The organism is Aromatoleum sp. (genome assembly GCF_032027225.1).
Classification (GTDB): domain Bacteria; phylum Pseudomonadota; class Gammaproteobacteria; order Burkholderiales; family Rhodocyclaceae; genus Aromatoleum.
Window position 1 is genome coordinate 76,404 of the sequence record NZ_JAVSMM010000013.1, and the last position, 24,250, is coordinate 100,653.

Sequence of the window (24,250 nt, forward strand, 5' to 3'; positions counted from 1 at the left end):
GCCGTCGCGGGTCGATTCCGGCGCCCGCGTGCGACGCGAGTGCCCCGTTCTTTGATTGTTGATGCAAGGCCGGCCTGCGACGCGCGGGCCGCCGAACCGAGATGACCATGTCCGAACCGCAAGTCCAACCGCAAACCCCCCTCGCACCCGCCGCCTACGACGAGTCCAGCATTCAGCAGCTCGAAGGGCTGGAAGCGGTGCGCAAGCGCCCCGGAATGTACATCGGCGACACGTCCGACGGCACCGGCCTGCACCACATGGTGTTCGAGGTCGTCGACAATGCGATCGACGAGGCGCTGGCCGGCCATTGCGACGACATCGTCATCACGATCCATCCGGACAACTCGATCTCCGTGACCGACAATGGTCGCGGCATTCCGGTCGGCGTGAAGATGGACGACAAGCACGAGCCGAGGCGCTCCGCGGCCGAGATCGTGATGTGCGTGCTGCACGCTGGCGGCAAGTTCAACCAAAACAGCTACAAGGTGTCGGGCGGCCTGCACGGGGTCGGCGTGTCGTGCGTCAACGCGCTGTCGAAATGGCTCCACCTGACCGTCGCGCGCGACGGCAAGAAGCACTTCCTCGAGTTCCACCGCGGCGTGCCGCAGGACCGCGTCATCGAGATCGTCGACGGTGTGCCGACGAGCCCGATGCGCGTCACCGGCGACACCACCAAGCGCGGCACCAAGGTGCAGTTCCTCGCCGACGACGATATTTTCGGCAACGTCGAATTCCACTACGACATCCTCGCGAAACGCCTGCGCGAACTGTCGTTCCTGAACAACGGCGTGAAGATCCGCCTCATCGATCTGCGGACCGGCAAGGAAGAGAACTTCGCGTTCGCCGGCGGTGTGAAGGGCTTCGTCGAATACGCGAACCGCGCGAAGACCGTGCTGCACCCGACGGTGTTCTACGCCGAGGGCACGACGCGGATCCCGACCGGCGCCGGGCACGACGCCGAACTCTCGGTCGAAGTCGCGATGCAGTGGAACGACTCGTACGCCGAGCAGGTGCTGTGCTTCACGAACAACATCCCGCAGGCCGACGGCGGCACGCACCTCACCGGCCTGCGCGCCGCGATGACGCGCGTGATCAACAAATACATCGAAGAGCACGAGATCGCGAAGAAGGCGAAGGTCGACATCACCGGTGACGACATGCGCGAGGGGCTCGCGTGCGTGCTGTCGGTGAAAATGCCGGACCCCAAGTTCGCGAGCCAGACCAAGATGAAGCTGGTGTCGAGCGAGGCGCGGCCGGCGGTCGAAGAGGTCGTCGCGAACAAGCTCGGCGACTACCTGCAGGAAAACCCGATCGACGCGAAAACGATCTGCGCGAAGATCGTCGAAGCCGCGCGCGCCCGCGACGCCGCCCGCAAGGCGCGCGAGATGACGCGACGCAAGGGGCTGCTCGACGGCGTCGGCCTGCCGGGCAAACTCGCCGACTGCCAGGAGAAGGACCCGGCGCTGTGCGAAATCTACCTCGTCGAGGGTGACTCCGCCGGCGGCTCCGCGAAACAGGGCCGCGACCGCAAGTTCCAGGCGATCCTGCCGCTGAAGGGCAAGATCCTCAACGTCGAGAAGGCGCGCTTCGACAAGCTGCTCCAGAGCCAGGAGATCGCGACGATGATCACCGCGCTCGGCACGGGCATCGGCAAGGAAGACTACAAGCCGGAGAAGCTGCGCTACCACCGCATCATCATCATGACCGACGCGGACGTCGACGGTGCCCACATCCGCACGCTGCTGCTGACCTTCTTCTACCGCCAGATGCCCGAGCTCGTCGAGCGCGGCCACATCTACATCGCGCAGCCGCCGCTGTACAAGATCAAGCACGGCAAGAACGAGATGTACATCAAGGACGAGAACGCGCTGAACCAGCACCTCTTGAAGCTGGCGCTCGAGGGCGCAGTGCTGATTCCGCACGACGGCGCGCAGCCGATCACCGACGAAGCGCTCGGCGGCCTCGCGCGCAGCTACTTGCTCGCCGAAGCGGTCATCAACCGCCTTGCCGGTTACGTCGACCCGGCAGTGCTGCACGCGATGCTCGCGCACAACATCGCCGTGAGCCTGGATGACGAAGCCGCCGCCCGTGACTCGGCGGCGCGCATCGAACCCCACCTGCCCCCGGGCGTGACGATCCGCGCCGAATATCACGACGAAGCCGACGCCTGGCGCCTCGCGATCGAGCGCATGCATCACGGCAATCGCCGCCTCGCATCGATCGACGAGGAATTCCTCGTCACCGGCGACTACCGCAGCATCCGCACGGCCGCCGAAGCGATCTCCGACCTCATCGGCCCCGGTGCGGAAATCCGCCGCGGCGAAAAGAGCCGCGCGATCACGCGCTTCTCCGAAGCGATCCGCTGGCTGCTGTCGGAGGTCGAGCGCGGCCTGACGAAGCAGCGCTACAAGGGCCTCGGCGAAATGAACCCCGAGCAGCTGTGGGAAACGACGATGGACCCGGCGGTGCGCCGCCTGCTGAGGGTGCAGATCGACGACGCGATCGCCGCCGACGAGATCTTCACGACGCTGATGGGCGACAACGTCGAACCGCGACGCGCATTCATCGAGGGGAACGCGCTGTACGCGCGGAACATCGACGTCTGATCTTTTCCTTGAAACCGGTAGATCTCGACCTAGAATGAAATCACCCCCGCGTGGCCGGACAGTTCTTTCAGAGGCGGTATTTTGAAAGATATGCCGAAAGGCAAACCGACCGTAAACGCGGGGCTTTTGTTGTCTGTCGCCTCGACGATTCCGTCCTTGCGCGCGCGCCTGCGCGCTTCCCGCCGATCAAGCTCGCGGCCGATGTCCGGGGTTGAAAGCGCGTCCCCGCGCGCCGACCTCCCGGCGCGCCCGCTCGCGTACAATGCCGGCGTCAATCCCTCGGGCGTCTTCGCGCGCCTTCTCCCTTCCAGGAAATTCGCATGAAATCACTTCTGATCCTCGCATTCACGGCGGCGGTCGCCATCGGCTCGCCGGCGGCGTTTGCAGAAGACGCGGTGCCGAAAACCGTCGCGGCGCTGCATCAGAACAAGACGGCGCTCGGCGGGAAGCTCGTGCGCGTAGAAGGCAAGGTCGTCAAGGTGAACAACGGCATCATGGGCCGCAACTTCGTGCATCTGCAGGACGGCACCGGGGACGAAAACAGCAACCGGCTCATCGTCACGAGCAAGCAGACGGCAGCGGTCGGGGATCAGGTCGTCGCGACCGGGCGCGTCGTCCTCGATCGCGACTTCGGCAGCGGCTACCTGTATCCCTTGCTGGTCGAGGACACGGAGATCGTTCCCGCGAAGTAGCGCAGGAACGGGCGGGGCGAGCGGCGCGACCGGATTCACGGTTTGCGCCGTCGCTTCGAGAACGTCATCACCTTCTCGATGTGCCGCCGGGCCTGCTTGCTCGCGCGCTCCGACTTCACGATCAGCGCCTTCTGAACCAAACCGCTGAATGCGACGAGGTCGAGCAGCGGATAATCGTCGAGCACGCCCTGGTCCTGGAAAAACTCAGCGATCCACCTCGCATCGAGCTCGATATTCCCGGTCTCGCGCAGATATTCGGAAGCGGCCATCTCGACGTATTCGGAAAGTTTCCGCATCGCTCGCTCCTGTTCATCCTCCTCGAAAGGGGCGTTTCGCGTCGCGCGCCTTCAGGCTCGCCGCCCGCCCGAAATTCGAACTCGCGATCGCCGCAGGCGTTCGAATCCGTAAGTTCGACCGTGCGGAGTCCCGAAGGGATCCGGTGAGCGGAACTTCGCAGACGCACGCTCGGATCGGTAGCAGGCGGCGACCCAGATCCCCGTTCCGTCATTGCGTGGCGGATGGAGCGCACGGATCCTGCCCCGGACGGCAAGAAATCGGCTAGCGTCGTGTCCACAACCACATTCGGCGCAGCCAATCGCGGACCCGCACTTCAGCGCGTCCGCTTGGCGCTGCACGATGCGGCGCTTAAACGGAGAATTGCATGGCTTCATCCCACGACACCGTCAGCATGGCGCTCTTCTGCGACTTCGAGAACGTCGCGCTCGGCGTGCGCGACGCGAAATACGAGAAGTTCGACATCAAGCGCGTGCTCGAACGCCTGCTGCTCAAAGGCAGCATCGTCGTCAAGAAAGCCTATTGCGACTGGGAGCGCTACAAGGGCTTCAAGGCGACGATGCACGAGGCGAGCTTCGAACTGATCGAGATCCCGCACGTGCGCCAGTCGGGCAAGAACTCGGCCGACATCCGCCTCGTCGTCGACGCACTCGATCTGTGCTACACGAAATCCCACGTCAATACTTTCGTGATCATCAGCGGGGACTCGGATTTTTCGCCGCTGGTGTCGAAGCTGCGCGAGAACGCGAAACAGGTGATCGGCGTCGGCGTGAAGCAATCGACGTCGGACCTCCTGATCGCGAATTGTGACGAATTCATCTTCTACGACGATCTCGTCCGCGAGAGCGAGCGGGCGGCCGCGAAGCAGGACGCGCGCGAGGCACAGCCGGCCGCGAAGCGCTCGCCGGACGAGGAGAAGCGCCGCCGCGAAGAGCAGGAAAAACGCAAGACGCAGGCCGTCGAGCTCGCCGTCGAAACGTTCGACGCGCTCGTCGCCGAACGCGGCGACAGCGGCAAGATCTGGGCATCGCTGCTGAAAGAGGCCATCAAGCGCCGCAAGCCGGGCTTCAACGAGTCGTACTACGGCTTTCGTGCGTTCGGCAACTTGCTCGAAGAAGCGCAGGCGCGCGGTCTGCTGGATCTCGGCCGGGACGAAAAATCGGGCGCCTACGTTTACCGGCACAACGGAGGCGCGGATGCCGCCGCCCCGACTACCCTTCATCCCGAACCCTCATCCGCTACGACGGACAGGACCGCGGACGAGAGCGCCGGCCGCTCGAGCGGCCGGCGCCGCCGCGGCGGACCGGCAACGACAGACGAGGCCGTAACGCTCGAACTACCCCCGACTTCGGCGGTGGAACCCGCGTCGCAACCCGATCAGCTCGCGGAACCCGACGGACTCGCCGCCGAATCCTTGTCGGGCGAACCGACGGCCCCCGCGCCCGCCGCTGCGGCCGAGCGGCCCCATCGTTCCGGCCGTCGCGGGCATGGCCGCAAGCCGGCAAAGACCGCGCCGGGCGAGTCATCCGGCCACGCGGAAACACGGTCCCCCACGCCTGCTGCCGAAGGCCGCGATCCCGCTCAGGCGGCACCGACTACCACGGCACCAGCCGCTGCAGCGCCGAGTCCGGACAGGTCGACCGCGCTACTGACCCCTGCGGTGGCGCCTGCCGCGGCGTCCGCTGCGTCGGTCGGGGAGTCTGCACCGGCGGCGGCCACCGCTGGAGCGACCGCCACACCCGCTACCGCAGCGCCTAGTGGCGCGCAGCCCCGCCCCAAGGCCGAACGGCCTGCCGTGATCGTCTCGCCCCCGGTGCCGCCGGCCGTTCCCGTCGGCGCCGGCACGAGCAGCACACCCGAGCACCAATTCACGGCCGAACCGGAATCCGCGCCGCCCCTCGGCGAAGGAGCAGCAGCCGCGGCCGCGCAGTCCGAAGCTCGCGGGCGTCAACGTCGGGGCCGCAAACCCGAGACCTCGAAGGCGGAGCAGGGGACCGCGGGCTCCGAGCCGTCAACGATCGTCGCAGGTGACGCAGGGGCCACGCTCGCAACGCTTGCCGCAGGTGCGGAAGCCCCCGCGCCGCAACGCAAACCGGCCCGCGCGCGCCGCCCGCGCAAGGCCGATGCGACCCCGGACGAAGCTTAAGAGGGCTCGTCTCCCCGCAATCGGACCGAAATCGGACCGCCATCCGACCGCATTCGCGCACCAATCGGGCGGGGCGGCCGATTGCTGTCCGATTTCCTTACCGATGATGTGGCTTTTTTCACCGGTTGCGCCCGGTCCCAACTGTTAGGCTCATCCCACCACGCATTCCGGCACTTGCCGGGTGCCGAACTGCACGCGATCTGGCGGCAGTTTTTTCCTGCGAGTAACGAAATGACCCTGGACACGAATGCGACCGGGCGGGGGAGCATGTCCAAGTTGCCTGGCCGCGGCTTTCGCCGCGTCGCGCCGACCGATCTGCGCCTCGGCGAACCGCTGCCGTATGCGGTCTATGACAGCGGCGGCATGCTGCTGCTCAAGGCCGGATTCGTCATCAATACGCAGAAGCAGCTCGACGTCCTGATCGAGAACGGCAGTTGCCGCGGCGAGGACACGCCGCGGCCGCACTCGACGCCGCCGCTCCCGATCGCGACGGTGAACGAAGAGCACAACACGTTCGAGACTCTCGACCTGCTCAAGATCCGGCTGAAGCGCACCTTCGATCTCTACAAGGCGGGCAGCCTCAACGCCGATTTCGTCCCACGGATCGAAGGCATCGCGCTGACGATCCAGGAAGCCTGCACGCACGACACCGATTCGGCGCTCGCGAACCTGCATCTCGACTACGACACGTCGTACGCGGTGATCCATCACCTGCAGAGCGCCATCCTGTGCGAACTGATCGGCAAGAAGATGGGCGTTCGCGAGGACTCGCGACTGCCGCTCGTGAAGGCTGGCCTCACCCACGACATCGGTCTGATCGACATCCAGGACGAACTCGACCGGCAGCACACGCCGCTGACGCCACTGCAACGCGACCGGATCACGCGGCACCCGGCCGACAGCGAGTGGATCCTCGCGAGTCTTGGCGCGACCGAGGCGGCCTGGCTCGATCCGGTGCGCCACCATCACGAACGCCTCGACGGCACCGGTTATCCGGACGGCGTGACCGGCGACGCGATCGGCACGCCAACCCGCGTACTCGCGATTGCCGACATTTACAGCGCGATGGTGCGCGACCGTCCGTACCGCAAAGCGATGGTGTCGGGCGAGGCGATGCGCAAGCTGATGCTCGAGCAGGGCCAGAAGACCGACAACCGCCTAATCCACATGATGATCAAGGAAATCGGCGTCTTTCCGCCCGGGGCGATCGTACGGCTCGCGAGCGGCGAAGTCGCCGTCGTCAAGAAACGCACCGCGAACAGCGCGAGCCCGCTGGTCTGCGCCTTCATCAAACCCGACGGCATGCCGATGCTGACGCCGCTGCAGCGGGACACCGCCGACGACAAATTCCGCGTCGAAGGGATCGTCCCGTTCTCGAATTACCGCGGCTCGATCGTCGTCCTGCGCAGTCTTTGGAACCGGCCCTGAGAGCCCCGCCAATGTCCCGTTTCGAATGGAAAGCTGAGTACTCGGTCGACGACGCAATCCTCGACGACCAGCACCGCCAGATGCTCGCGATCCTCGATGAGCTCGCCGACGCGCTCGATGGCAATGCCGCGCCCGAAAGCGGCGGAGCGCGTGCGGTCTTCGACGACCTGGCGGCCTACGTGACCGGGCATCTGGCGTACGAAGAACAGCGCATTGCCGACGCCGGCTACCCGGAAGATCGGATCGTCGCGCACCGCCAGGAGCACAACGCGCTGCTGCGCAAGGTGCAGGAATTCGAACGGGTCTTCGAGCAAGGCGGAGCCGAGGTGCTCGAAGAGCTGATGCCCTTCCTCTATGGCGACTGGCTGATCCATCACATCTGCGAAACCGATCGGGAATACGTGCCGTATCTGAAGACGGCACGCTGACGGTCTGTCGGAGGGTGCCCCGAGCGGCTTTTCTGCAGTTGGGCGACGCTCGCTGCGGGGATGCCGGTCGCGCCAGCGGACGGTGTCCGACCGGTCGAGCGGACGGGGTTCGAGCCGGATCCCTCGCTCTCACTCGGAACGATCGACTCGCAGCCGAGAACGTCCTCCGCCAGCTTCGGCGCGAGCGCTTGTTCCGGGTGCCGGTTCGATCATCGCTCGCCCTCCCCCGGCGCCCGGCGATCGCGTTGTCGGCAGTCTCACCGTTTGCCGAAACCTCCCGGTTTCCGATCCCACAGAGCGCCCGCACCCGGGTTCGGGTAAATTGACGGTCCCCGCGACGCCCGGCGCCTTTCTGGCACTTCCTCGCTTCCGCCGCCGGGTATCGACAACCCCCGATCGTCGGCCGGTTCCGTGTCAGCGCCGAGCCGCGATCCAGAGCCAACGGAGATCGCTCATGCCCCTACAGCTCAAAGACCCCACACTCTTCCGCACCCGCTGTTTCGTCGGCGGCGAATGGGCGGACGCGGACAGCGGCGCGACGGTCGCGATCCACAACCCCGCCACCGGCGAGCAACTCGGCACGATTCCAAAGATGGGCGCCGTCGAGACGCGTCGCGCGATCGAAGCCGCGAACGCCGCGTTGCCCGCGTGGCGCGGACTCACGGCCGGCGCGCGCTCGCGCGTCCTGCGCAAATGGTTCGAACTGATCGTCGAGCATCGGGACGACCTCGCGCTGCTGATGACGAGCGAGCAAGGCAAACCGCTCGCCGAAGCGCGCGGCGAAGTGCTCTACGCCGCGTCGTTCATCGAATGGTTCGCCGAGGAAGGCAAGCGCATCTACGGCGACGTGATCCCGGGCCATCAGCCGGACAAGCGCATCGTCGTCACGAAGGAGCCGATCGGGGTTTGTGCGGCGATCACGCCGTGGAACTTCCCGCTCGCTATGATCACGCGCAAGGCCGGCCCCGCACTCGCCGCGGGTTGCACGATGGTGCTGAAGCCGGCGACGCAGACGCCATATTCCGCGCTCGCGCTTGCGTCGCTTGCCGAACGGGCCGGCGTGCCGAAAGGGGTCTTCAGCGTCGTGACCGGGTCCGCGACCGAGATCGGCGGCGAACTGACGTCGAACCCGATCGTCAGGAAGCTGAGCTTCACCGGCTCGACCGAAGTCGGCGTCAAGCTCGCCGCCCAGTGCGCGCCGACCGTCAAGAAGCTGTCGCTCGAGCTCGGCGGCAACGCACCGTTCATCGTCTTCGACGACGCCGATCTCGACGCCGCGGTCGAAGGCGCGATCGCGTCGAAGTACCGCAACACCGGCCAGACCTGCGTCTGCGCGAACCGGCTGCTGGTGCAGGACCGCGTCTATGACGCGTTCGCCGAAAAGCTCGCTGGCGCGGTGGCGAAGCTGAAAGTCGGCAACGGCGTCGACGAAGGTGTCACGCAAGGCCCGCTGATCGACATGAACGCGGTCGGAAAGGTCGAGGAGCACATCGCCGACGCGCTGTCGAAAGGCGCCCGCGTCGTCACCGGCGGCCGCCGCCATGCGCTCGGCCGCAGCTTCTTCGAGCCGACGATCCTCGCCGACGTGACGCCGACGATGAAAGTCGCGCGCGAGGAGACCTTCGGACCGGTCGCACCGCTGTTCCGCTTCAAGGACGAAGCCGACGCGATCCGCATGGCGAACGACACCGAGTTCGGCCTCGCCGCCTACTTCTACGCGTCGGGGATGAACCGCGTCTGGCGCGTTTCGGCCGCGCTCGAATACGGCATCGTCGGCATCAACACCGGCCTCATTTCGACCGAAGTGGCGCCGTTCGGCGGCATGAAGTCGTCCGGCCTCGGCCGCGAAGGGTCGAAGTACGGCATCGAGGACTACCTCGAGATCAAGTATCTGTGCATGGGCGGCGTGCAGTAGCACGTTATCCGCAGCGGTGTTTCGATCAGCCCGGCGACAGGACCTCGTCCGGCCGGATTTGTCGAAGCCCGGCTAGTTGCGGCCGCCTTTGTGCAAGCTCGGCGCGAAGCTAGCCGACTGCGTTGGCGGCTGATCAGTCGAGCCCCGCGGCGGCGCGGTATTCCGCCGCCGCCTCGAGCAGCCAGTCGCGAAACGCCGCGAGCGCCGCGCTCTCGGCCTTGCGCTCGGGAATGATCAGGTAGTACGCCTTGTTGCTGACCAGCGCGTGATTCATCGCGACGACGAGCCGGCCGCTGTCGAGTTCGTCGCGGATCAGGAACGGCGGGATCAGCGCGACGCCCATGTCGTGCATCGCCGCCTGCGCGAGCATCGTGAAAAGCTCGTGCCGGGCACCGGTCATGTCGTGCGCGATGCGCATCCCGAGCGACGCGAACCATTCTCGCCAAGCGTAGGGTCGCGTCGTCTGCTGCAGCAGCGGCCGCGCCGCGACCTCGTCGGGCGTCAGCGCCGACGCGCCGCCGAGCAGTCGTGAGCTGCACACCGGCACCGGGTTCTCGCGCATCAGGAAATGCGCTTCGGTGCCCGGCCAGCCCGCGTCGCCGAAATAGAGCGCCGCGTCGAGCTCGGTCTCGGCGAACAGGAAGGGGCGGCTGCGGTTCGTCAGATTCACCGTGACGCCCGGGTGGCGCTCGAGAAAGCCCGACAGACGCGGCAACAGCCAGCGCGTCGCAAACGTCGGCACGACCCCGAGCTCGATCGTCGCGCCCTGGCCGTGATGCGCCATCACCGACAGCGTGTCGCGCTCGACCGCGTCGAGCCGCGCGCTGATCTGGCGGCTGTACGTCACCCCGGCTTCGGTCAGCGTCACGCCCCGCTTGGTGCGCCGGAACAGGCGCAGGCCGAGAAAATCCTCGAGACCGGCGATCTGCCGGCACACCGCGCTCTGCGTCAGCGCCAGCTCCTCTGCGGCACGCGTGAAACTCTCGTGGCGCGCGGCCAGTTCGAACGCGAGCAGCGCGGTCGTGCTCGGAATCTTGCGGCGCATCGAAATCTCTCCCGTCAAAATGCGTAAATTGCACGAGACCGCAGGGCATGAGCGTCGACGCGCGCCGGTCCCGTCGCGGCAGGCGACCGTCGCGGCGCGACTGCCGGGCCACCAGACTGGTGGGCACAGCGAGCGGAGCGACCTTTCCGGCGTACCCGTCGACGCCATCCACCCCCGATGGTAGCCGAGCTTCGCCGCTGCGCGCCCCGTGAAGTGAGTTTTTCGCACACCTCAGGACCGATTTTTCGTTTGTGCCGGCATCCGCCGATTCGCTACATTCCGTCTACCCGACGTGCCGGAGTGCAGTTCTTGCCGGCCCTCGCATCGATAATCCGCCGCACCAAGGAGACTCCGACATGGCAACGAACCGAGTGACCTTCGACTGGGCCGACCCGCTCCATCTCGACGGCCAGCTGACCGAAACCGAACGCCTCGTGCGCGATACCGCGCGCGCGTACAGCCAGGAACGCCTGCTGCCGCGCGTGCAGGAAGCCTTCCGCCACGAGAAGACGGATCCGACGATCTTCCGCGAGATGGGCGAACTGGGTCTGCTCGGACCGACGATTCCCGAGCAGTACGGCGGCTCGGGGATGAACTACGTCAGCTACGGCCTGATCGCGCGCGAAGTCGAGCGCGTCGATTCCGGCTATCGCTCGATGATGAGCGTGCAGTCGTCGCTCGTGATGGTGCCGATCAACGAATTCGGCACCGAGGCGCAGAAGCAGAAGTACCTGCCGAAGCTCGCGACCGGCGAGCTGATCGGCTGCTTCGGCCTTACCGAGCCGAACCACGGCTCCGACCCGGGCAGCATGGTCACGCGTGCGAAGAAGGTCGACGGCGGCTACAGCCTGTCCGGTTCGAAGATGTGGATCACGAACAGCCCGATCGCCGACGTGTTCGTCGTCTGGGGGAAGGACGACGAAGGCCAGATCCGCGGCTTCATCCTCGAGAAGGGCTGGAAAGGTCTGTCGGCGCCGGCGATCCACGGCAAGGTCGGCCTGCGCGCTTCGATCACCGGCGAAATCGTCATGGACGAGGTGTTCGTGCCGGAAGAGAACGCGTTCCCGACCGTGCGCGGCCTGAAGGGCCCGTTCACGTGCCTGAATTCGGCGCGTTTCGGCATCGCCTGGGGCGCGCTCGGCGCAGCCGAAGCGTGCTATGAGACCGCGCGCCAGTACGTGCTCGACCGCAAGCAGTTCGGCCGCCCGCTCGCGGCGAACCAGCTGATCCAGAAGAAGCTCGCCGACATGCTGACCGAAATCACGCTCGGCCTGCAGGGCTGCCTGCGCCTCGGCCGTCTGAAGGACGAAGGCAACGCGCCGGTGGAGCTCACCTCCATCATGAAGCGCAACTCCTGCGGCAAGTCGCTCGACATCGCCCGCACCGCGCGCGACATGCTCGGCGGCAACGGCATCTCGGACGAGTTCTGCGTCGCCCGTCACCTGGTGAACCTCGAAGTCGTGAATACCTACGAGGGCACCCACGACGTGCACGCGCTGATCCTCGGCCGCGCGATCACCGGTATCGCCGCGTTCTCGAACTGAGGCACGGCACGGGGCGGCGCTGCCGCGAAAGCCGCAGCGCCGCCCCCGCTCGCACGATTTTGCGCACCGGCGAGCCGCTCCTCGCGGCCCGTCGGACTTCGTTCCGGCCTCCGCATCCTCGCCCCGGCCACGCCGGCCACATCGCCGCGTAACCGTATCGCCGCGCCCAACGCCCACGGGCCCGCGGTTTGCCTGCTCACCGCAATCGTCGGATCGCTGACTGCCCCGACCGACCCCCGCACTGCACTCGCACGCTCCGGATGCGCAGAAGCGCCACTGCTCGTCACGCCCGACGGGCGGAACGCCTTTCGCTTGTAGAATTCGTCCCTCGCCCGCGCACTCGCACGGGCCGAGCTGCGGGCACTGCCCATCGGGCTCGCGTACCACGTCCAGGGAGGGTGAATGCGGAAGGGCTGGCTCGCCGTTGCTGTCGGGATCGTTCTTGTCGTCCTTGCCGGCTGCGGCAAACCGGTCGCGTATCCGCTCATGGTCGGCGTCAATCCTTGGATCGGCTACGACCCGCTCGTGCTCGCGCGCGAACGCCGGCTCATCGACCCGACGCAGGTGAAAGTTGTCGAACTTTCATCGAGTTCGCAAATCGTGCGCAACCTGCACAACGGCGTGCTCGATGCGGCAGCGCTGACGCTGGATGAGGCGCTGCGGCTCGCGCACGAGGGCGCGGCGATCCACATCGTCGCCGTTCTCGGCGTCTCGGCCGGCGGCGACGCGGTGGTCGTGCGCCCGACGATCACGAAGCTGTCGCAACTGAAGGGCAAACGCATCGGTGTCGAGCAAAGCGCGGGCGGCGCCGTCGTCCTCGCACGCCTGCTGCAGGCAGCCGGACTGAGCCACGACGACGTGTCGCTGCTGCGGATCGAAGCGTCGCTGCAGGAAGGGGCGTTGCGCGCCGGCTGGATCGACGCGGTCATCACGTTCGAACCGACCAAGTCGCGGCTTCAGGCCGAGGGCTACAAGGTCCTGTTCGACAGCACGCAGATGCCCGACGAACTCGTCGAGGTGATGGTCGTACGCGCGAGCGCGCTCGCCGAGCGCCCCGACGACGTCATCGCCTTGCTGATGGGCTGGGAACGGGGCGTCGAAGCGATGCGCGCGGCCCCGGCCGCCGCCGCGGGACTGCTCGCACGCGGTGCGAATCTCGACCCCGAAGCGTATCTGGCGAGCCTGCAGGGATTGAAATTCGAGACCCTGGAGCGCAGCACCTGGCTGCTTGCCGGCAATCCCGCGCCGCTCGCGAAACAGCATCACGGGCTCGGACGACTCCTGCTGCAACTGGGCCTGATCAACAGGCCTCCCGACTGGAGCGCGCTGCTGACGCCGCAGCCGGCGCTCCAGGCGCTGTTGCAGCTGGAGGCGCAGCGATGAGGGGCCGGCTCTTCGCGGCGCTGCCGGCCCATATCCTCGCACCGCTGCTGCTCGCGGCCTTCGCGCTGTCGACGGCCGCGCTGAACTTCTTCATGCAGCTGAGCGACCTCCGGGACGAGGTCTTGACCGAACAGCGCGGGCGCATCACCGAGATCCTGAACACGGAGGAATCCCGGCTCGAAGTTCAGTTCGGCCTCGGCAACGCGCTCGAGATCAAGCGTCTCGTCACGAGTCTCGGCCTGCGTACCGGGATCACGCACGCGCTGCTCGTCAATTCCGAGGGCACGGTGGTCGCGGCGATGTCGCGCACGCAGATCGGCTGGCCGTTGACCGAAGCGATCGCGTCCGAACCGCTGGAAGTCCAGACCGGCATCCTCGAGATCGCGACGTACGACCCGCAAGGCATCCGCACGGTCGCCCCCGAAGGCGACGACGACTGCCTGCTCGCGCAAGTCGCCGTCTTTCCCGACCACAAGCTGATCGTCCGCGTGAACCTCGCGCCGTCGCTGGCGGCACGCGCAGCCGGGACTCGCCACGAGATCATCCGTGAAACGCTGATGATCATTCTCGGCGCGGCGCTCCTCGGCACGCTGCTGCATGTGCTGTGGTTCCGCCGCGCGGCCCAGCTCACTGCCGCCGTCACCGCGATCGGCGAGGGGCGCATCGACGTGCGGACGGGTCTGAGCGGACGCGACGAGCTCGCGCGCATCGGCCTCGCGGTCGACCGCATGGCGGCCGACGTCGAAGCGCGGCAGGCGAAGCTGCAGCGGCTTTCGGACCTCATCAACCGCTCCCCGGTCGTCGCGGTCGAATGGCGCAACGCACCGGGCTGGCCGGTCAGCTTCATCAGCGAGAGCGTCGGCCAATGGGGTTACACGACGGAGGAACTGCTTGCCGAGGGCGTGCGCTTCGCCGACCTGATCCACCCAGCCGACCTTGCGAAAGTAGAGAGCACGGCCGCGGGGCACGTGGCCGACGAACGGGATGACCGTCGCTATGAATATCGGCTGCGCACCGCGGGCGGTGACTGGATCTGGGTCGAAGGCCGCGCCTGGCTGAGCCGTGAGGCCGACGGCGCCGTCACGAGGTTCTACGGAGTGCTCGTCGACATCACGGCGAGAAAACGCGCTGACGAGGCGCTGCGCGAGCAGGCCGACCTCCTGCGCCTCTTCTACGATCTCCCTTTCATTGGCATGGGTATCTCGTCGCCGGTCACCCACCAGTGGCTGAAGACAAACACTCGGCTGTGCGAAATTCTCGGCTATTCGTGCGCGGAGCTGACCGAGAAAACCTGGGTGGATATTACTCATCCCGACGACGTCGATCGCGACCTGGCCGGGTTCGAACGGGTGATTCGCGACAAGATCGACGGTTACCAGATCGAAAAGCGCTTCGTGCGCAAAGACGGAACGGTGGTGTTCACAACGCTCGACGTGCGTGCGGTGCGCCGCGGGGACGGCGAGGTCGATTACCTCCTGGCGACGGTCCAGGACATCAGCGAGCACAAGCGCATCGAACTCGATCTGAAGCAGCAGAAGGAGCGCCTGGAACGGGCCGAAGCGCATGCGAAGCTTGGGAGCTGGGAATTCGAACTCGACACGCAGCGGGTCTGGTGGTCGCCGCAGCTGTACGTGCTGCTCGGCGCGGACAGCACGCGTGAGCGCCCGACCTTCGACACCTTCCTGGAGTTCGTCCATCCCGCCGACCGCAGCCGCGTCGTTGCCGCGTTCCACGAACTGCTGCACGGCCGCATCGTCGATGTCGAACCGTTCCGCAGCAACCCGGACCACAACGCATTGCACTGGTGGTTCTCGAGCGTTTCCGTCGAGAACAACAGAGACGGGGCGCCACGCAAAGTGTCCGGCACCCTGCTCGATGTGACTGCGCTCAAGCACGGAGAAGATGCGTTGCGCCGGCTAAACGCGGACCTCGAAACCCGCGTCGCCGAGCGCACGCAGCAGCTCGAGGACGCGAACCGGGAGCTCGAATCCTTTTCGTACGCGGTGTCGCACGACCTCAAGGGCCCGCTGCGCGGCATCGACGGCTACAGCCAGATCCTCCTCGAGGACCACCGCGAACAGCTCGACGACGAAGGGCGCCGTCTGCTCGCGAACATCCGTCGCGGCGTTGCGCAAATGCATGAGCTGATCGAAGACCTGCTCGCCTATTCGCGCATCGAACGCCGCCCGCTCGACAGCTCGATCGTCGCGGTGCCGGAACTCGTGCATGAAGTGCTCGATGGCTTCGCGCACGAGCTCGCCGCAACCGGCGCCGACGTGAAAGTACAGATCCCGCCGCTCGAACTCTCGCTCGATCGCAACGGTCTCGCTCTCGTGCTCCGCAACCTGATCGGCAACGCGCTGAAATTCAGCAGCAATGCCGCGCCGCCTCGGGTGGAGATCGGCGGGGACCTCGATGACTACCGTGCCCGGGTGTGGGTGCGCGACAACGGGATCGGATTCGACATGAAATACCACGACCGCATCTTCGAGATCTTCCAGCGGCTGCACCGCATCGAAGAATATCCGGGCACCGGGGTCGGCCTCGCGCTGGTGCGCAAGGCAATGCAGCGCATGCGCGGCAGCGTGTGGGCCGAAAGCGAGCCCGGACGAGGATCGACGTTCTTTTTGGAGTTCCCCCGATGACGATGGCGACCCCCGGCCCGATCCTGCTCGTCGAGAACGATGCGGTCGACCTCGACCTCACGCTGCGGGCCTTCGCGCGCCGCGGCAACGCGAACCGGATCGACATCGCCCGCGACGGCGAAGAAGCGCTCGCGTTCATCGCGCGCTGGGAGAGCGGCCACCCGCTCCCCGCGGTGATCCTCCTCGACATCAACCTGCCGCGCATCGGCGGCCTCGACGTGCTGCGGCAGCTGAAAGCGCACACCCGCTTCCGCCGCATCCCGGTCGTGATGCTGACGTCGTCGGCCCAGGAATGCGACGTGACCTCCGCGTACGACCTGGGGACGAATTCCTACATCGTCAAACCGGTCGATTTCGGGAAATTCGTCGATGTCGCGGGAGACATCGAGCGGTACTGGTGCCAGTTGAACGAGGCTGCGAGCTAAGAACATGCATATCCTCTACGTCGAGGACTCGCAGGACGATGCGGATCTGACGCAGCGTGCGCTCGCGCGGGCGGCGCCCGACATCACGATCGACATCGCGAACACGCTCTCCGCCGCGTCGCAGCGGCTTGCCGGCGAGACCCGTTTCGACCTCGTCCTCTCCGACCTGAACCTGCCCGACGGCAGCGGCCTCGACCTGCTGTCCCACGTCCGCCTGGAACAGCGCCCGCTCGCGTTCGTGCTGCTGACCGGTTCCCACGACCAGGCCGCAGCGCTCGCGGCACTGAAGGCGGGGGCCGACGACTACCAGGTCAAGCGCAGCGATTACCTCGCGCACCTCCCCGACACCTTGCGCTCGGCGCTCGCGCGCTTCCGCGGTGCAAGCCTCGCGCGCGTGCGCCCGCTGCGAGTGCTGTACGCCGACTGCGACAGTGCCGACGTCGAGCGCACACGCCTGCATCTCGCGCAGCACACGCCTCACATCCGTCCGACCATCGTGCGCGACGCCGCCGCGGTGCTGTCGCGTCTGCCGGCCGAGGCCCGGCCGTCGGAGTTCGATGTGCTGCTGCTCGCGCTACGGCTCGACGGCGACACCGACGGGCTGGAACTCGCCCGCATCCTGCGCCATGAACGTCGGCTCGACCTGCCGATCGTGCTGATTGCCGCGCCGGGCCGGGAAGACGCGGTGACGGGCGCGCTGCGCCTGGGCATCGACGATTACCTCACGAAATACGAAGGCTACCTGCACGCGCTGCCGGCGACCCTCGAAAAGGTTCGCGAGCGCGCCGAGTTGATCCGCGAGCGCGCGGAGTTGAGCCAGACCGGAAAGCATCTGTCGCATCTGCTGTCGGCCAGCCCGACCATCATCTACACGACGAAAATCTCCCCCGGCAGCGCCGGACCGCTGTGGGTCAGCGAAAACATCGCCCGCATCCTCGGCATCCCGCTCGCCGAAGCGCTCGCCCCGGGCTGGTGGAGAGCGCACGTTCATCCCGACGATCTCGATGTCGCGCTCACGATACGGCCGAGGCTGCTCGAGAACGGCTTCTGCAACGAGGAATACCGCGTCGTCCGTGACGACGGCAGGGTGTTCTGGATTCGCGACGAGTCGCGCGCGACACGCATCGAGGGCGGCAGCGCGCACGAAGTCGTCGGCATCTGGACCGAGATCACCGTACGCAAGCACGAAGAATTGGTACAGGACGCGCGCAACGCGGTGCTCGACTGCCTTGTCGCCGGCGACCCGCTGCCGCTGATCCTCGATGGCGTCGCGCGCCGGCTCGAACAGCTCGTCCCGGAAATGCGCGCGTCGATCCTGCTGCTCGACGAGGCCAGTGGCCGCCTCGTCCACGGCGCGGCGCCGAGCCTGCCCGGCTTCTACAAGGACGCGGTCGAGGGATTGGAGCCCGAGGACGGCAACGGCACCTGCGGAACCGCAGTGTCCCGCGGCGAGCCGGTGTTCGCCGCGGACGTGCTGTCCGACCCGAGCTGGGTGCAATACCGCGAGGTTGCCGCGCGCGCCGGCTTCCGCGCCTGTTGGTCGTTTCCGTTCCATGACACGGCCGGCGCGGTGCTCGGCACGTTCGGCGTGTATTTCAAGCGGCCGCGCAAGCGCGATCCGGAAACCGTCGCGCTGCTGGAGGCGTTTTCGGTCATCGTGCAGCTCGCCGTCGAGAAATTCCACGCCAACGCCGAATTGCGCCAGGCCGCAGCCGTGATCGAAAGCACCCGCGACGGCGTGATGGTCACCGACCTGTCGCGCCGCATCGTCCGCGTCAATCGCGCCTGGTGCGAGATCACCGGTTTTGCACGCGAGGAAGTCATCGGCAAGACGCCACAGCTGCTGAAGTCCGGGCTGCAGGACGACGCGTTCTACCGCCGACTGTGGGCGAGCGTCATGCGCACCGGGCACTGGCAGGGCGAAATCTGGAACCGGCGCAAGAACGGCGAACTGTATCCGCAGTGGCTGAGCATCAGCACGGTCTATATGGACGAAAACGTCCCGACCCATTACGTCGGCGTGATGACCGACATTAGCGAGTTGAAACAGTCGGAAGCCCAGCTGGAGCGGCTCGCGCATTACGACCCGCTCACCGACCTGCCGAACCGCCTGCTCGTCCAGTTGCGCCTCACGCACGCGATCGCGCAGGCCGGTCGCCTCGGGGCGGGCCTCGGCGTACTGTTCATCGACCTCGACCGCTTCAAGAACATCAACGACAGCATGGGCCACGAGAGCGGCGACGAAGTGCTGGTCGCGATCTCATGGCGCCTGCGCACGCGGCTGCGTCCCGAGGACACGATCGCGCGCTGGGGCGGGGACGAATTCCTCGTCATCGTCGAGAACCTGCACAAGCCGGACGAAGCCGCGAGCGTCGCGCAAAACCTCATCGACGTGATGGGCGAGCCCTTTACGCTCGCCAACGGCTCCACCGTCTATGTCGGCGCGAGCGTCGGCGTCAGCCTCTTTCCGCAGGATGGGGACAACGCGTCCGAACTGATCCGTCACGCCGACGCGGCACTGAACCAGGCGAAAACGCAGGGGCGCAACACCTACCGCTTTTTCACCGAGGCGCTCAGCCTCGCCGCACAGCGCCACCTCGATCTCGAACGGCGCCTGCGCGCGGCGCTCGAACAGCAGTCATTCGAGTTGCACTACCAGCCGCGGATCGACATCGCCGAAGGGCGCATCGTCGGTTGCGAAGCGCTGCTGCGCTGGCACGACCCCGAAGAAGGCGACGTGCCGCCGGCGCGCTTCATCCCGTTCGCCGAGGAAAGCGGGCTGATCGTGCCGATCGGCGAGTGGGTGCTCGAGACCGCATGCCGGCAGGCGCGCGCCTGGCTCGACGCCGGTCTGCCGCCGGTCGTCGTCGCAGTGAACCTGTCCGCGCGCCAGCTGTGGCACGCCGACCTGCCGGACCGCATCGCGGCAGCGTTGGCGCGCACCGGGCTGCCGCCGGAGAACCTCGAGCTCGAACTGACCGAAAGCATGATCATGGGCCACGAGGCGCAGGCCGAGCAGCGGCTCCGCCTGCTGAAATCGATGGGCGTGCGGCTCGCGATCGACGACTTCGGCACCGGCTACTCGTCGCTGTCGTACCTGAAGAACCTTCCGATCGAACTGCTGAAGATCGATCAGAGCTTCATCCGCAACATTCCCGACGACCGCAACGACATGGAGATCACCGCCGGCATCATCGCCCTCGCACGCAAGCTCCAGTTGAATGTGCTCGCCGAAGGGGTCGAAACCGACGCGCAGTTCGCATTCCTCGCCGAACAGGGCTGCGACGCGTATCAGGGCTACCTGTTCAGCCGCCCGCTGCCGGCGCAGGACTTCGCCCGGCTGCTGACGGAGCCGCCGGAACTGCCGTCGAAGTAAGCGCGGGTCGCCGGCCCGCGGACCTTGTCGCGTTTGCCGCTCAGGCGGCCGGCCGCAGTTCGGCGGCCGCCGCCGCGGCGCCATCCACGCCTTTCAGCTCCCCGCCCAACGCTTCGAGCAGTGCCGGCAGCAGGCGGCCGAGCTCGCCGGTCATCAGCGCGAAACCGGCATCGAACAGCGCGCGCGCGTCCTCCGCGCCGTACTCGTCGAGCTTGTCCTTGACCACATCGAGGAAGTCGAGCCGCTTGATCTCGAGCTTTTCGGTGAGCACGAAGCTGATCCGGTCGTCGAAAGTCAGCGCGAGCCGAGTCGGCAGCTTGCCGCCTTCGAGGTGGGCACGCACCTCGTCGCCGTCGAGCGCGTGTCGCACGTAGCGTACCGCCGCCTTGTCCTCGCTGACCGAGCGCAGTTCGCAATCCTGGTCGATCGTGAATCCCGCCGGCGCTTCACCGCCCGCGAGCCAGTCGGCCATCGCGCTCGTCGGCGACAGCTCGGTGCGCACGAGGCCGAGCGGCAGGGCGTCGAGCGACTGTCGCAATGCCTCCAGAACGTCCTCCGCGCGGGCCTGGCTCGACGCGTCGACGGCGAGCCACCCGCCAGCAGGGTCGATCCACGCAAAGGCCTTGCGGCGCCGTGTAAACGCGCGCGGCAGCAGTTCCTGCATCACCTGCTCGCGCAGGTCCTTCATCTGCTTGCGGCCCAGCTTGTAGCCCTGGCGCTCGGCGACTTCCTCCGCGCGCTCCTCGGCCTCCTGCTTGACGACCGACGACGGAAGCAGTTTCTGCTCCATCCCGAGCGCGATCAGCCACTGGCCGCCGACGCGGTGGAGGAGGAATTCATCCCCCATCGGCGACACCCAGCCGCGCGTTTCCTGATCCTGGCTGCCGCAGGGGACGAAACGCTTCTTCCCGAGCTGATCCTCGACGGCGTTCGCGTCGACGTCCCAGCCGACAGGAAGACGATAGAGCTGCAAATTCTTGAACCACATGGGAATTTTCCGGATTTTCGGGATGACGGGAACCGGCCGCGCGAAGGGCGCGCGGGCGGCGCGATGTTCGTTGCTTACGCCGGCGACCTACTGGAACCGGGTGGACTCGGCAATCATCCGGATCACCCGCACGGTGTCGAGGTCCGACTGATGATAGGCCGACTTCACGTATTCGACGTAGGCCCGGTCCGGGCTTCCGGCGTCGTCGGGCAGCGTCGTCAGGTAGCGGAAGCGCAGCACCAGTTGCCCCAGCGCCGGCTCCTCGATCGCGATCGTCAGGCTCCCGCCGGCGTGCGATTCGGTGGGCTCCGACTCGAAGCGCACCGAATCCATCGGCATCAGCGTCACGCGGTCCCGGATCAGCGCGCTGCCGAACTTGAGTTCGCGCACGAGTTCCACTTCGCTGCGCTCGACGATCGTGCAGGTCTCGAGCCCCGGCAGGAAAGCCCGCGGATCCTCGGCACGGCACAGCAGCCCGAACCACAGTTCCTCGCGCGTCAGTTCTTCGAGCGCCGGATCCGCGGGGTCGTTGATGACGACCAGATGTTCAAAATTCAATGGTCCGCTCCGTTACGACCTCGGCGGAAGTTTAGCCGCCCGCTGCGCGGAGATCGATGCGGAATCTACGCTTTTCACCGCGACGATGTCGTGCTCCACAGTCGTCCGCCGCCGCGCTTCGCTCCGCCAGGACTTCGGCGTCGGCGCCTTGGGGGCCGGTGCGGGGCCCGACTCTGCATTGGCACAGTCCGCCTGACCGTTCCACGGAACGCCTTCCACGCTTCGGTTAGCATCCGTTCATGCAACTCGAACGAATCCTCCATTCCCAGGGCTTCGGCAGCCGCAAGCTGTGTCGCGCCCTGATCCGCAGCGGCCGCATCTCGGTGTCCGGCCAGCCCATCGATGACCCGTTTGCCGACTTCGCGACGACCGGTCTCGTCTTCAGCGTCGACGACCAAGCCTGGCAATTCCGCGGCAACGCGTATCTGCTGCTCAACAAACCCGTCGGATACGAGTGCTCGCATCAGCCGCAGTTCCATCCATCCGTCTTCGCGCTCTTTCCGGACGCGATCGCCAATCGCGGCGTGCAGTGCGTCGGTCGGCTCGACCAGGACACGACCGGCCTGCTGCTGCTCTCCGATGACGGCCAGTTCATCCACACCTGGAGTTCCGGCAAGAAGCGCATCCCCAAGGTCTACGACGTCGTCGTCCGCCACGCGGTCAGTGATCAGCTGATCGCGGCGCTGCTCTCGGGGGTTCAGCTTCACGACGAACCCGCACCGATTGCCGCAGCGTCCTGCGAGCAAACGGGGGAGCGGAGTCTACGGCTGACGATCACCGAAGGCAAGTACCACCAGGTAAAACGGATGATCGCTGCGGCCGGAAACCGGGTCGACGCGCTGCACCGCAGCCGCGTCGGCGGTCTTGCGCTGCCCGGCGACCTCCCGCCGGGGCAATGGCGCTGGCTGGACGCCGCGGATCTCGCACAACTGGCCGCTCGCGGCTTCGAATGAAACACCGCTTGCGGTGGCGCCGGTAATGGCAAAGGCGTCGCCGCGAGCCTCGGGTTTGTTCTTCTTGTTTTTCTATTTATTAAATAAATAAAGAAGTTAACAGTGCTCCACTTTCTGTGGACAAGCGTTCTTTTCTTCATCCGTTCAAAGACTTGGGCGTTGAACAAGGCAGTAGACAGAAGCCCGGTTCACCTGTGCGTCGAATGTGTCCTGTTTTCCAGGCAACGGAAATCCAGTGCCTTGTCCCCAAGCGATCCACCTTTTGTCCCCGCAGTTGTTCGGCGCAGGAATCGCACTGAAGCGAATTTCTGCGCCGGATCCCTGTTGCCGCGCTAGACGACGTTCCGGTCGGAGTCGGCAACCGCTATTCGGATCGAGCCGGGAACCTGGATCGGGCGCCGGTTTTGTTCTTCTGTTTTTCTCTTAATTTAAGAGATAAAGAAGTATACAGTGGGCGACTTTCTGTGGATAAGTCCGCTTTCCCCAAGTGCTGCAAGCATTTCGTCGCGGGAAAAAGCCGTAGATAAGCGGCCGGTTCACTTGTGCATGGAATGTGCCCCGTTTTCCTGCTGGTGGCTGTAAACGCCTTTCTCCACAAAGCATTCCCGCCCTTTTCCGCTATTTGTCCACGACCATGAATGCCTTGCCTGTCAATCCGCGATTTGCGTGGGACATTTTCTGCAAGGTTGTGGATAACTTCGGGGATATCGGCGTCACCTGGCGGCTGGCGCGGGCCTTGGCGCGCGATCACCACCTTGCGGTGCGGCTGTGGGTAGATGATTGGGAAGCGTTCTCGCGGCTGTGTCCGGGGGCCCGAACGGTGCCCGGACGGTTCGAAAGCGACGGTGTCGAAGTGAGGCAATGGCGCGAACCCTTTCCCGCGGTCGTGCCGGCCGAGAACGTGATCGAAGCTTTCGGCTGCGAGCTGCCTGCAGGCTACGTTGCGGCGATGGCGGCGAGCGACGCGAAGCCGCTGTGGGTCAATCTCGAATATCTCTCCGCCGAGCCGTGGGTGACCGGCTGCCACCGGCTCGGCTCACCGCACCCGCTGCTGCCGCTGCTGAAGCGCTTCTTCTTTCCGGGCTTCGTTGCGGGCACTGGCGGCCTGCTGCGCGAGCCCGGGCTGCTCGCCGCCCGCGACCGCTTACAGGCCGACGCCAGCGTGCAGGCCGCCTTCCTGCGGACGCTCGGCGTCGAGCCGGTGCCGCCGGGAACGCGTGTCGTCTCCCTGTTCGCCTACGAGAATCCCGCCCTCGGCATGCTGCTCCACGCCTGGGCCGAAGGCGACGAGCCGACGCTGCTGCTCGTACCGGAAGGACGCGTCGTCGCAAACATCGCGCGCCATTTCGGCCGGGAGGCGGCGCCGGTCGGCAGCCGCATCCTGGACCGCGCGCTCGACGTGCGGATCCTGCCGTTCGTCGACCAGGACGCTTACGATCGCCTGCTGTGGTCGTGCGACCTGAACTTCGTGCGCGGCGAGGACTCTTTCGTCCGCGCGCAATGGGCCGGACGGCCGTTCGTCTGGCACATCTATCCTCAGGACGAGGCGGCACACCGGGCGAAGCTCGACGCGTTTCTCGATCTCCACGCCGAAGGGCTCGACGAGCGCTCGGCAGCCGCGCTGCGCGGCTTCTGGCGGGCGTGGAACGGCTGGGGCGAGGTGTCGTCGAACTGGAAATACTTCCACGCGGCGCTGCCCCAGCTTCTGGCGCACGAGCAGCGCTGGACGCGCAGGCTGGCCGAGTCACCCGATCTCGCATCCACGCTGGTTCATTTTTCCGAATTAGGCGTATAGTGTCGGGTTTTTTAAATTTTACGGCCGTT

The 24,250-nt window shown here is 66.3% G+C and carries 17 protein-coding genes; 13 read left to right on the forward strand and 4 right to left on the reverse strand.

Going from position 1 to position 24,250, the window contains the following annotated elements:
- Nucleotides 1-107: 107 nt before the first annotated feature.
- A complete protein-coding gene (gene gyrB, locus ROZ37_RS14590; RefSeq protein WP_312660347.1) occupies nucleotides 108-2,606 on the forward strand; it encodes a DNA topoisomerase (ATP-hydrolyzing) subunit B in 2,499 nt (832 codons plus the stop codon).
- A 320-nt stretch (nucleotides 2,607-2,926) separates the two neighbouring features.
- Nucleotides 2,927-3,298, forward strand: a complete 372-nt coding sequence (locus ROZ37_RS14595) for a hypothetical protein (protein ID WP_312660349.1) — start codon at nucleotides 2,927-2,929, stop codon at nucleotides 3,296-3,298.
- A gap of 35 nt (nucleotides 3,299-3,333) precedes the next feature.
- Here ROZ37_RS14595 and ROZ37_RS14600 read toward each other — a convergent pair whose 3' ends face one another.
- Complete coding sequence (locus tag ROZ37_RS14600; RefSeq protein ID WP_312660351.1) at nucleotides 3,334-3,594, reverse strand: hypothetical protein; 261 nt, start codon at nucleotides 3,592-3,594, stop codon at nucleotides 3,334-3,336.
- A gap of 365 nt (nucleotides 3,595-3,959) precedes the next feature.
- Here ROZ37_RS14600 and ROZ37_RS14605 point away from each other — a divergent pair, with 365 nt between their 5' ends.
- The 4 genes from ROZ37_RS14605 (at nucleotide 3,960) to gabD (ending at nucleotide 9,509) form a co-directional block, all read left to right on the forward strand.
- Nucleotides 3,960-5,738 carry an NYN domain-containing protein gene (locus tag ROZ37_RS14605; RefSeq protein WP_312660352.1) on the forward strand — a complete coding sequence of 593 codons (1,779 nt, stop codon included), beginning with the start codon at nucleotides 3,960-3,962 and terminating at the stop codon, nucleotides 5,736-5,738.
- Between the two features lie 267 nt (nucleotides 5,739-6,005).
- Complete coding sequence (locus ROZ37_RS14610; protein WP_312660354.1) at nucleotides 6,006-7,166, forward strand: HD domain-containing phosphohydrolase; 1,161 nt, start codon at nucleotides 6,006-6,008, stop codon at nucleotides 7,164-7,166.
- Nucleotides 7,167-7,177: 11 nt separating this feature from the next.
- Entirely contained in the window at nucleotides 7,178-7,594 is a 417-nt protein-coding gene (locus ROZ37_RS14615) for a bacteriohemerythrin (protein WP_312660357.1), read from the forward strand.
- A 454-nt stretch (nucleotides 7,595-8,048) separates the two neighbouring features.
- Nucleotides 8,049-9,509 carry an NADP-dependent succinate-semialdehyde dehydrogenase gene (gabD, locus tag ROZ37_RS14620; protein WP_312660359.1) on the forward strand — a complete coding sequence of 487 codons (1,461 nt, stop codon included), beginning with the start codon at nucleotides 8,049-8,051 and terminating at the stop codon, nucleotides 9,507-9,509.
- Nucleotides 9,510-9,642: 133 nt separating this feature from the next.
- On the opposite strand, the gene ROZ37_RS14625 is transcribed toward gabD, so the two are convergent.
- The gene (locus tag ROZ37_RS14625) at nucleotides 9,643-10,554 is read right to left on the reverse strand and encodes a LysR family transcriptional regulator (RefSeq protein WP_312660361.1); all 912 of its coding nucleotides are present in this window, start codon (nucleotides 10,552-10,554) and stop codon (nucleotides 9,643-9,645) included.
- A gap of 356 nt (nucleotides 10,555-10,910) precedes the next feature.
- On the opposite strand from ROZ37_RS14625, the gene ROZ37_RS14630 reads away from it, so the two are divergent.
- The 5 genes from ROZ37_RS14630 to ROZ37_RS14650 all read left to right on the forward strand — a co-directional run bounded on the left by ROZ37_RS14630 (nucleotide 10,911) and on the right by ROZ37_RS14650 (nucleotide 19,927).
- Nucleotides 10,911-12,098: an acyl-CoA dehydrogenase gene (locus ROZ37_RS14630; RefSeq protein WP_312660362.1), complete on the forward strand. Its 1,188-nt coding sequence runs from the start codon at nucleotides 10,911-10,913 to the stop codon at nucleotides 12,096-12,098.
- A gap of 402 nt (nucleotides 12,099-12,500) precedes the next feature.
- Nucleotides 12,501-13,481, forward strand: coding sequence for an ABC transporter substrate-binding protein (locus tag ROZ37_RS14635; protein WP_312660363.1), 981 nt, complete (start codon nucleotides 12,501-12,503; stop codon nucleotides 13,479-13,481).
- Nucleotides 13,478-16,126 carry a PAS domain-containing protein gene (locus tag ROZ37_RS14640; protein ID WP_312660364.1) on the forward strand — a complete coding sequence of 883 codons (2,649 nt, stop codon included), beginning with the start codon at nucleotides 13,478-13,480 and terminating at the stop codon, nucleotides 16,124-16,126. Before ROZ37_RS14635 ends, ROZ37_RS14640 begins: the two co-directional genes overlap by 4 nt.
- A complete protein-coding gene (locus ROZ37_RS14645; protein ID WP_312660365.1) occupies nucleotides 16,123-16,551 on the forward strand; it encodes a response regulator in 429 nt (142 codons plus the stop codon). Before ROZ37_RS14640 ends, ROZ37_RS14645 begins: the two co-directional genes overlap by 4 nt.
- A gap of 4 nt (nucleotides 16,552-16,555) precedes the next feature.
- Entirely contained in the window at nucleotides 16,556-19,927 is a 3,372-nt protein-coding gene (locus ROZ37_RS14650; protein ID WP_312660366.1) for an EAL domain-containing protein, read from the forward strand.
- 40 nt (nucleotides 19,928-19,967) lie between these two features.
- On the opposite strand, the gene ROZ37_RS14655 is transcribed toward ROZ37_RS14650, so the two are convergent.
- Nucleotides 19,968-20,915: a recombination-associated protein RdgC gene (locus ROZ37_RS14655; RefSeq protein WP_312660367.1), complete on the reverse strand. Its 948-nt coding sequence runs from the start codon at nucleotides 20,913-20,915 to the stop codon at nucleotides 19,968-19,970.
- An 87-nt stretch (nucleotides 20,916-21,002) separates the two neighbouring features.
- Nucleotides 21,003-21,473, reverse strand: a complete 471-nt coding sequence (locus ROZ37_RS14660) for an SRPBCC family protein (RefSeq protein ID WP_312660368.1) — start codon at nucleotides 21,471-21,473, stop codon at nucleotides 21,003-21,005.
- 239 nt (nucleotides 21,474-21,712) lie between these two features.
- Here ROZ37_RS14660 and ROZ37_RS14665 point away from each other — a divergent pair, with 239 nt between their 5' ends.
- A complete protein-coding gene (locus ROZ37_RS14665) occupies nucleotides 21,713-22,426 on the forward strand; it encodes a pseudouridine synthase (RefSeq protein ID WP_312660369.1) in 714 nt (237 codons plus the stop codon).
- A 634-nt stretch (nucleotides 22,427-23,060) separates the two neighbouring features.
- Nucleotides 23,061-24,221 (forward strand): elongation factor P maturation arginine rhamnosyltransferase EarP, encoded by a 1,161-nt coding sequence (gene earP / locus ROZ37_RS14670; protein ID WP_312660370.1) that lies wholly within the window; start codon nucleotides 23,061-23,063, stop codon nucleotides 24,219-24,221.
- Nucleotides 24,222-24,250 lie beyond the last annotated feature (29 nt).

What these genes read in the sequence shown, in the direction of transcription:
- gyrB (WP_312660347.1), top strand. Translation starts at nt 108, where the DNA reads ATGTCCGAACCGCAAGTCCAACCGCAAACCCCCCTCGCACCCGCCGCC.
- ROZ37_RS14595 (WP_312660349.1), top strand. Translation starts at nt 2,927, where the DNA reads ATGAAATCACTTCTGATCCTCGCATTCACGGCGGCGGTCGCCATCGGC.
- ROZ37_RS14600 (WP_312660351.1), bottom strand. Translation starts at nt 3,594, where the DNA reads ATGCGGAAACTTTCCGAATACGTCGAGATGGCCGCTTCCGAATATCTG.
- ROZ37_RS14605 (WP_312660352.1), top strand. Translation starts at nt 3,960, where the DNA reads ATGGCTTCATCCCACGACACCGTCAGCATGGCGCTCTTCTGCGACTTC.
- ROZ37_RS14610 (WP_312660354.1), top strand. Translation starts at nt 6,006, where the DNA reads ATGTCCAAGTTGCCTGGCCGCGGCTTTCGCCGCGTCGCGCCGACCGAT.
- ROZ37_RS14615 (WP_312660357.1), top strand. Translation starts at nt 7,178, where the DNA reads ATGTCCCGTTTCGAATGGAAAGCTGAGTACTCGGTCGACGACGCAATC.
- gabD (WP_312660359.1), top strand. Translation starts at nt 8,049, where the DNA reads ATGCCCCTACAGCTCAAAGACCCCACACTCTTCCGCACCCGCTGTTTC.
- ROZ37_RS14625 (WP_312660361.1), bottom strand. Translation starts at nt 10,554, where the DNA reads ATGCGCCGCAAGATTCCGAGCACGACCGCGCTGCTCGCGTTCGAACTG.
- ROZ37_RS14630 (WP_312660362.1), top strand. Translation starts at nt 10,911, where the DNA reads ATGGCAACGAACCGAGTGACCTTCGACTGGGCCGACCCGCTCCATCTC.
- ROZ37_RS14635 (WP_312660363.1), top strand. Translation starts at nt 12,501, where the DNA reads ATGCGGAAGGGCTGGCTCGCCGTTGCTGTCGGGATCGTTCTTGTCGTC.
- ROZ37_RS14640 (WP_312660364.1), top strand. Translation starts at nt 13,478, where the DNA reads ATGAGGGGCCGGCTCTTCGCGGCGCTGCCGGCCCATATCCTCGCACCG.
- ROZ37_RS14645 (WP_312660365.1), top strand. Translation starts at nt 16,123, where the DNA reads ATGACGATGGCGACCCCCGGCCCGATCCTGCTCGTCGAGAACGATGCG.
- ROZ37_RS14650 (WP_312660366.1), top strand. Translation starts at nt 16,556, where the DNA reads ATGCATATCCTCTACGTCGAGGACTCGCAGGACGATGCGGATCTGACG.
- ROZ37_RS14655 (WP_312660367.1), bottom strand. Translation starts at nt 20,915, where the DNA reads ATGTGGTTCAAGAATTTGCAGCTCTATCGTCTTCCTGTCGGCTGGGAC.
- ROZ37_RS14665 (WP_312660369.1), top strand. Translation starts at nt 21,713, where the DNA reads ATGCAACTCGAACGAATCCTCCATTCCCAGGGCTTCGGCAGCCGCAAG.
- earP (WP_312660370.1), top strand. Translation starts at nt 23,061, where the DNA reads ATGAATGCCTTGCCTGTCAATCCGCGATTTGCGTGGGACATTTTCTGC.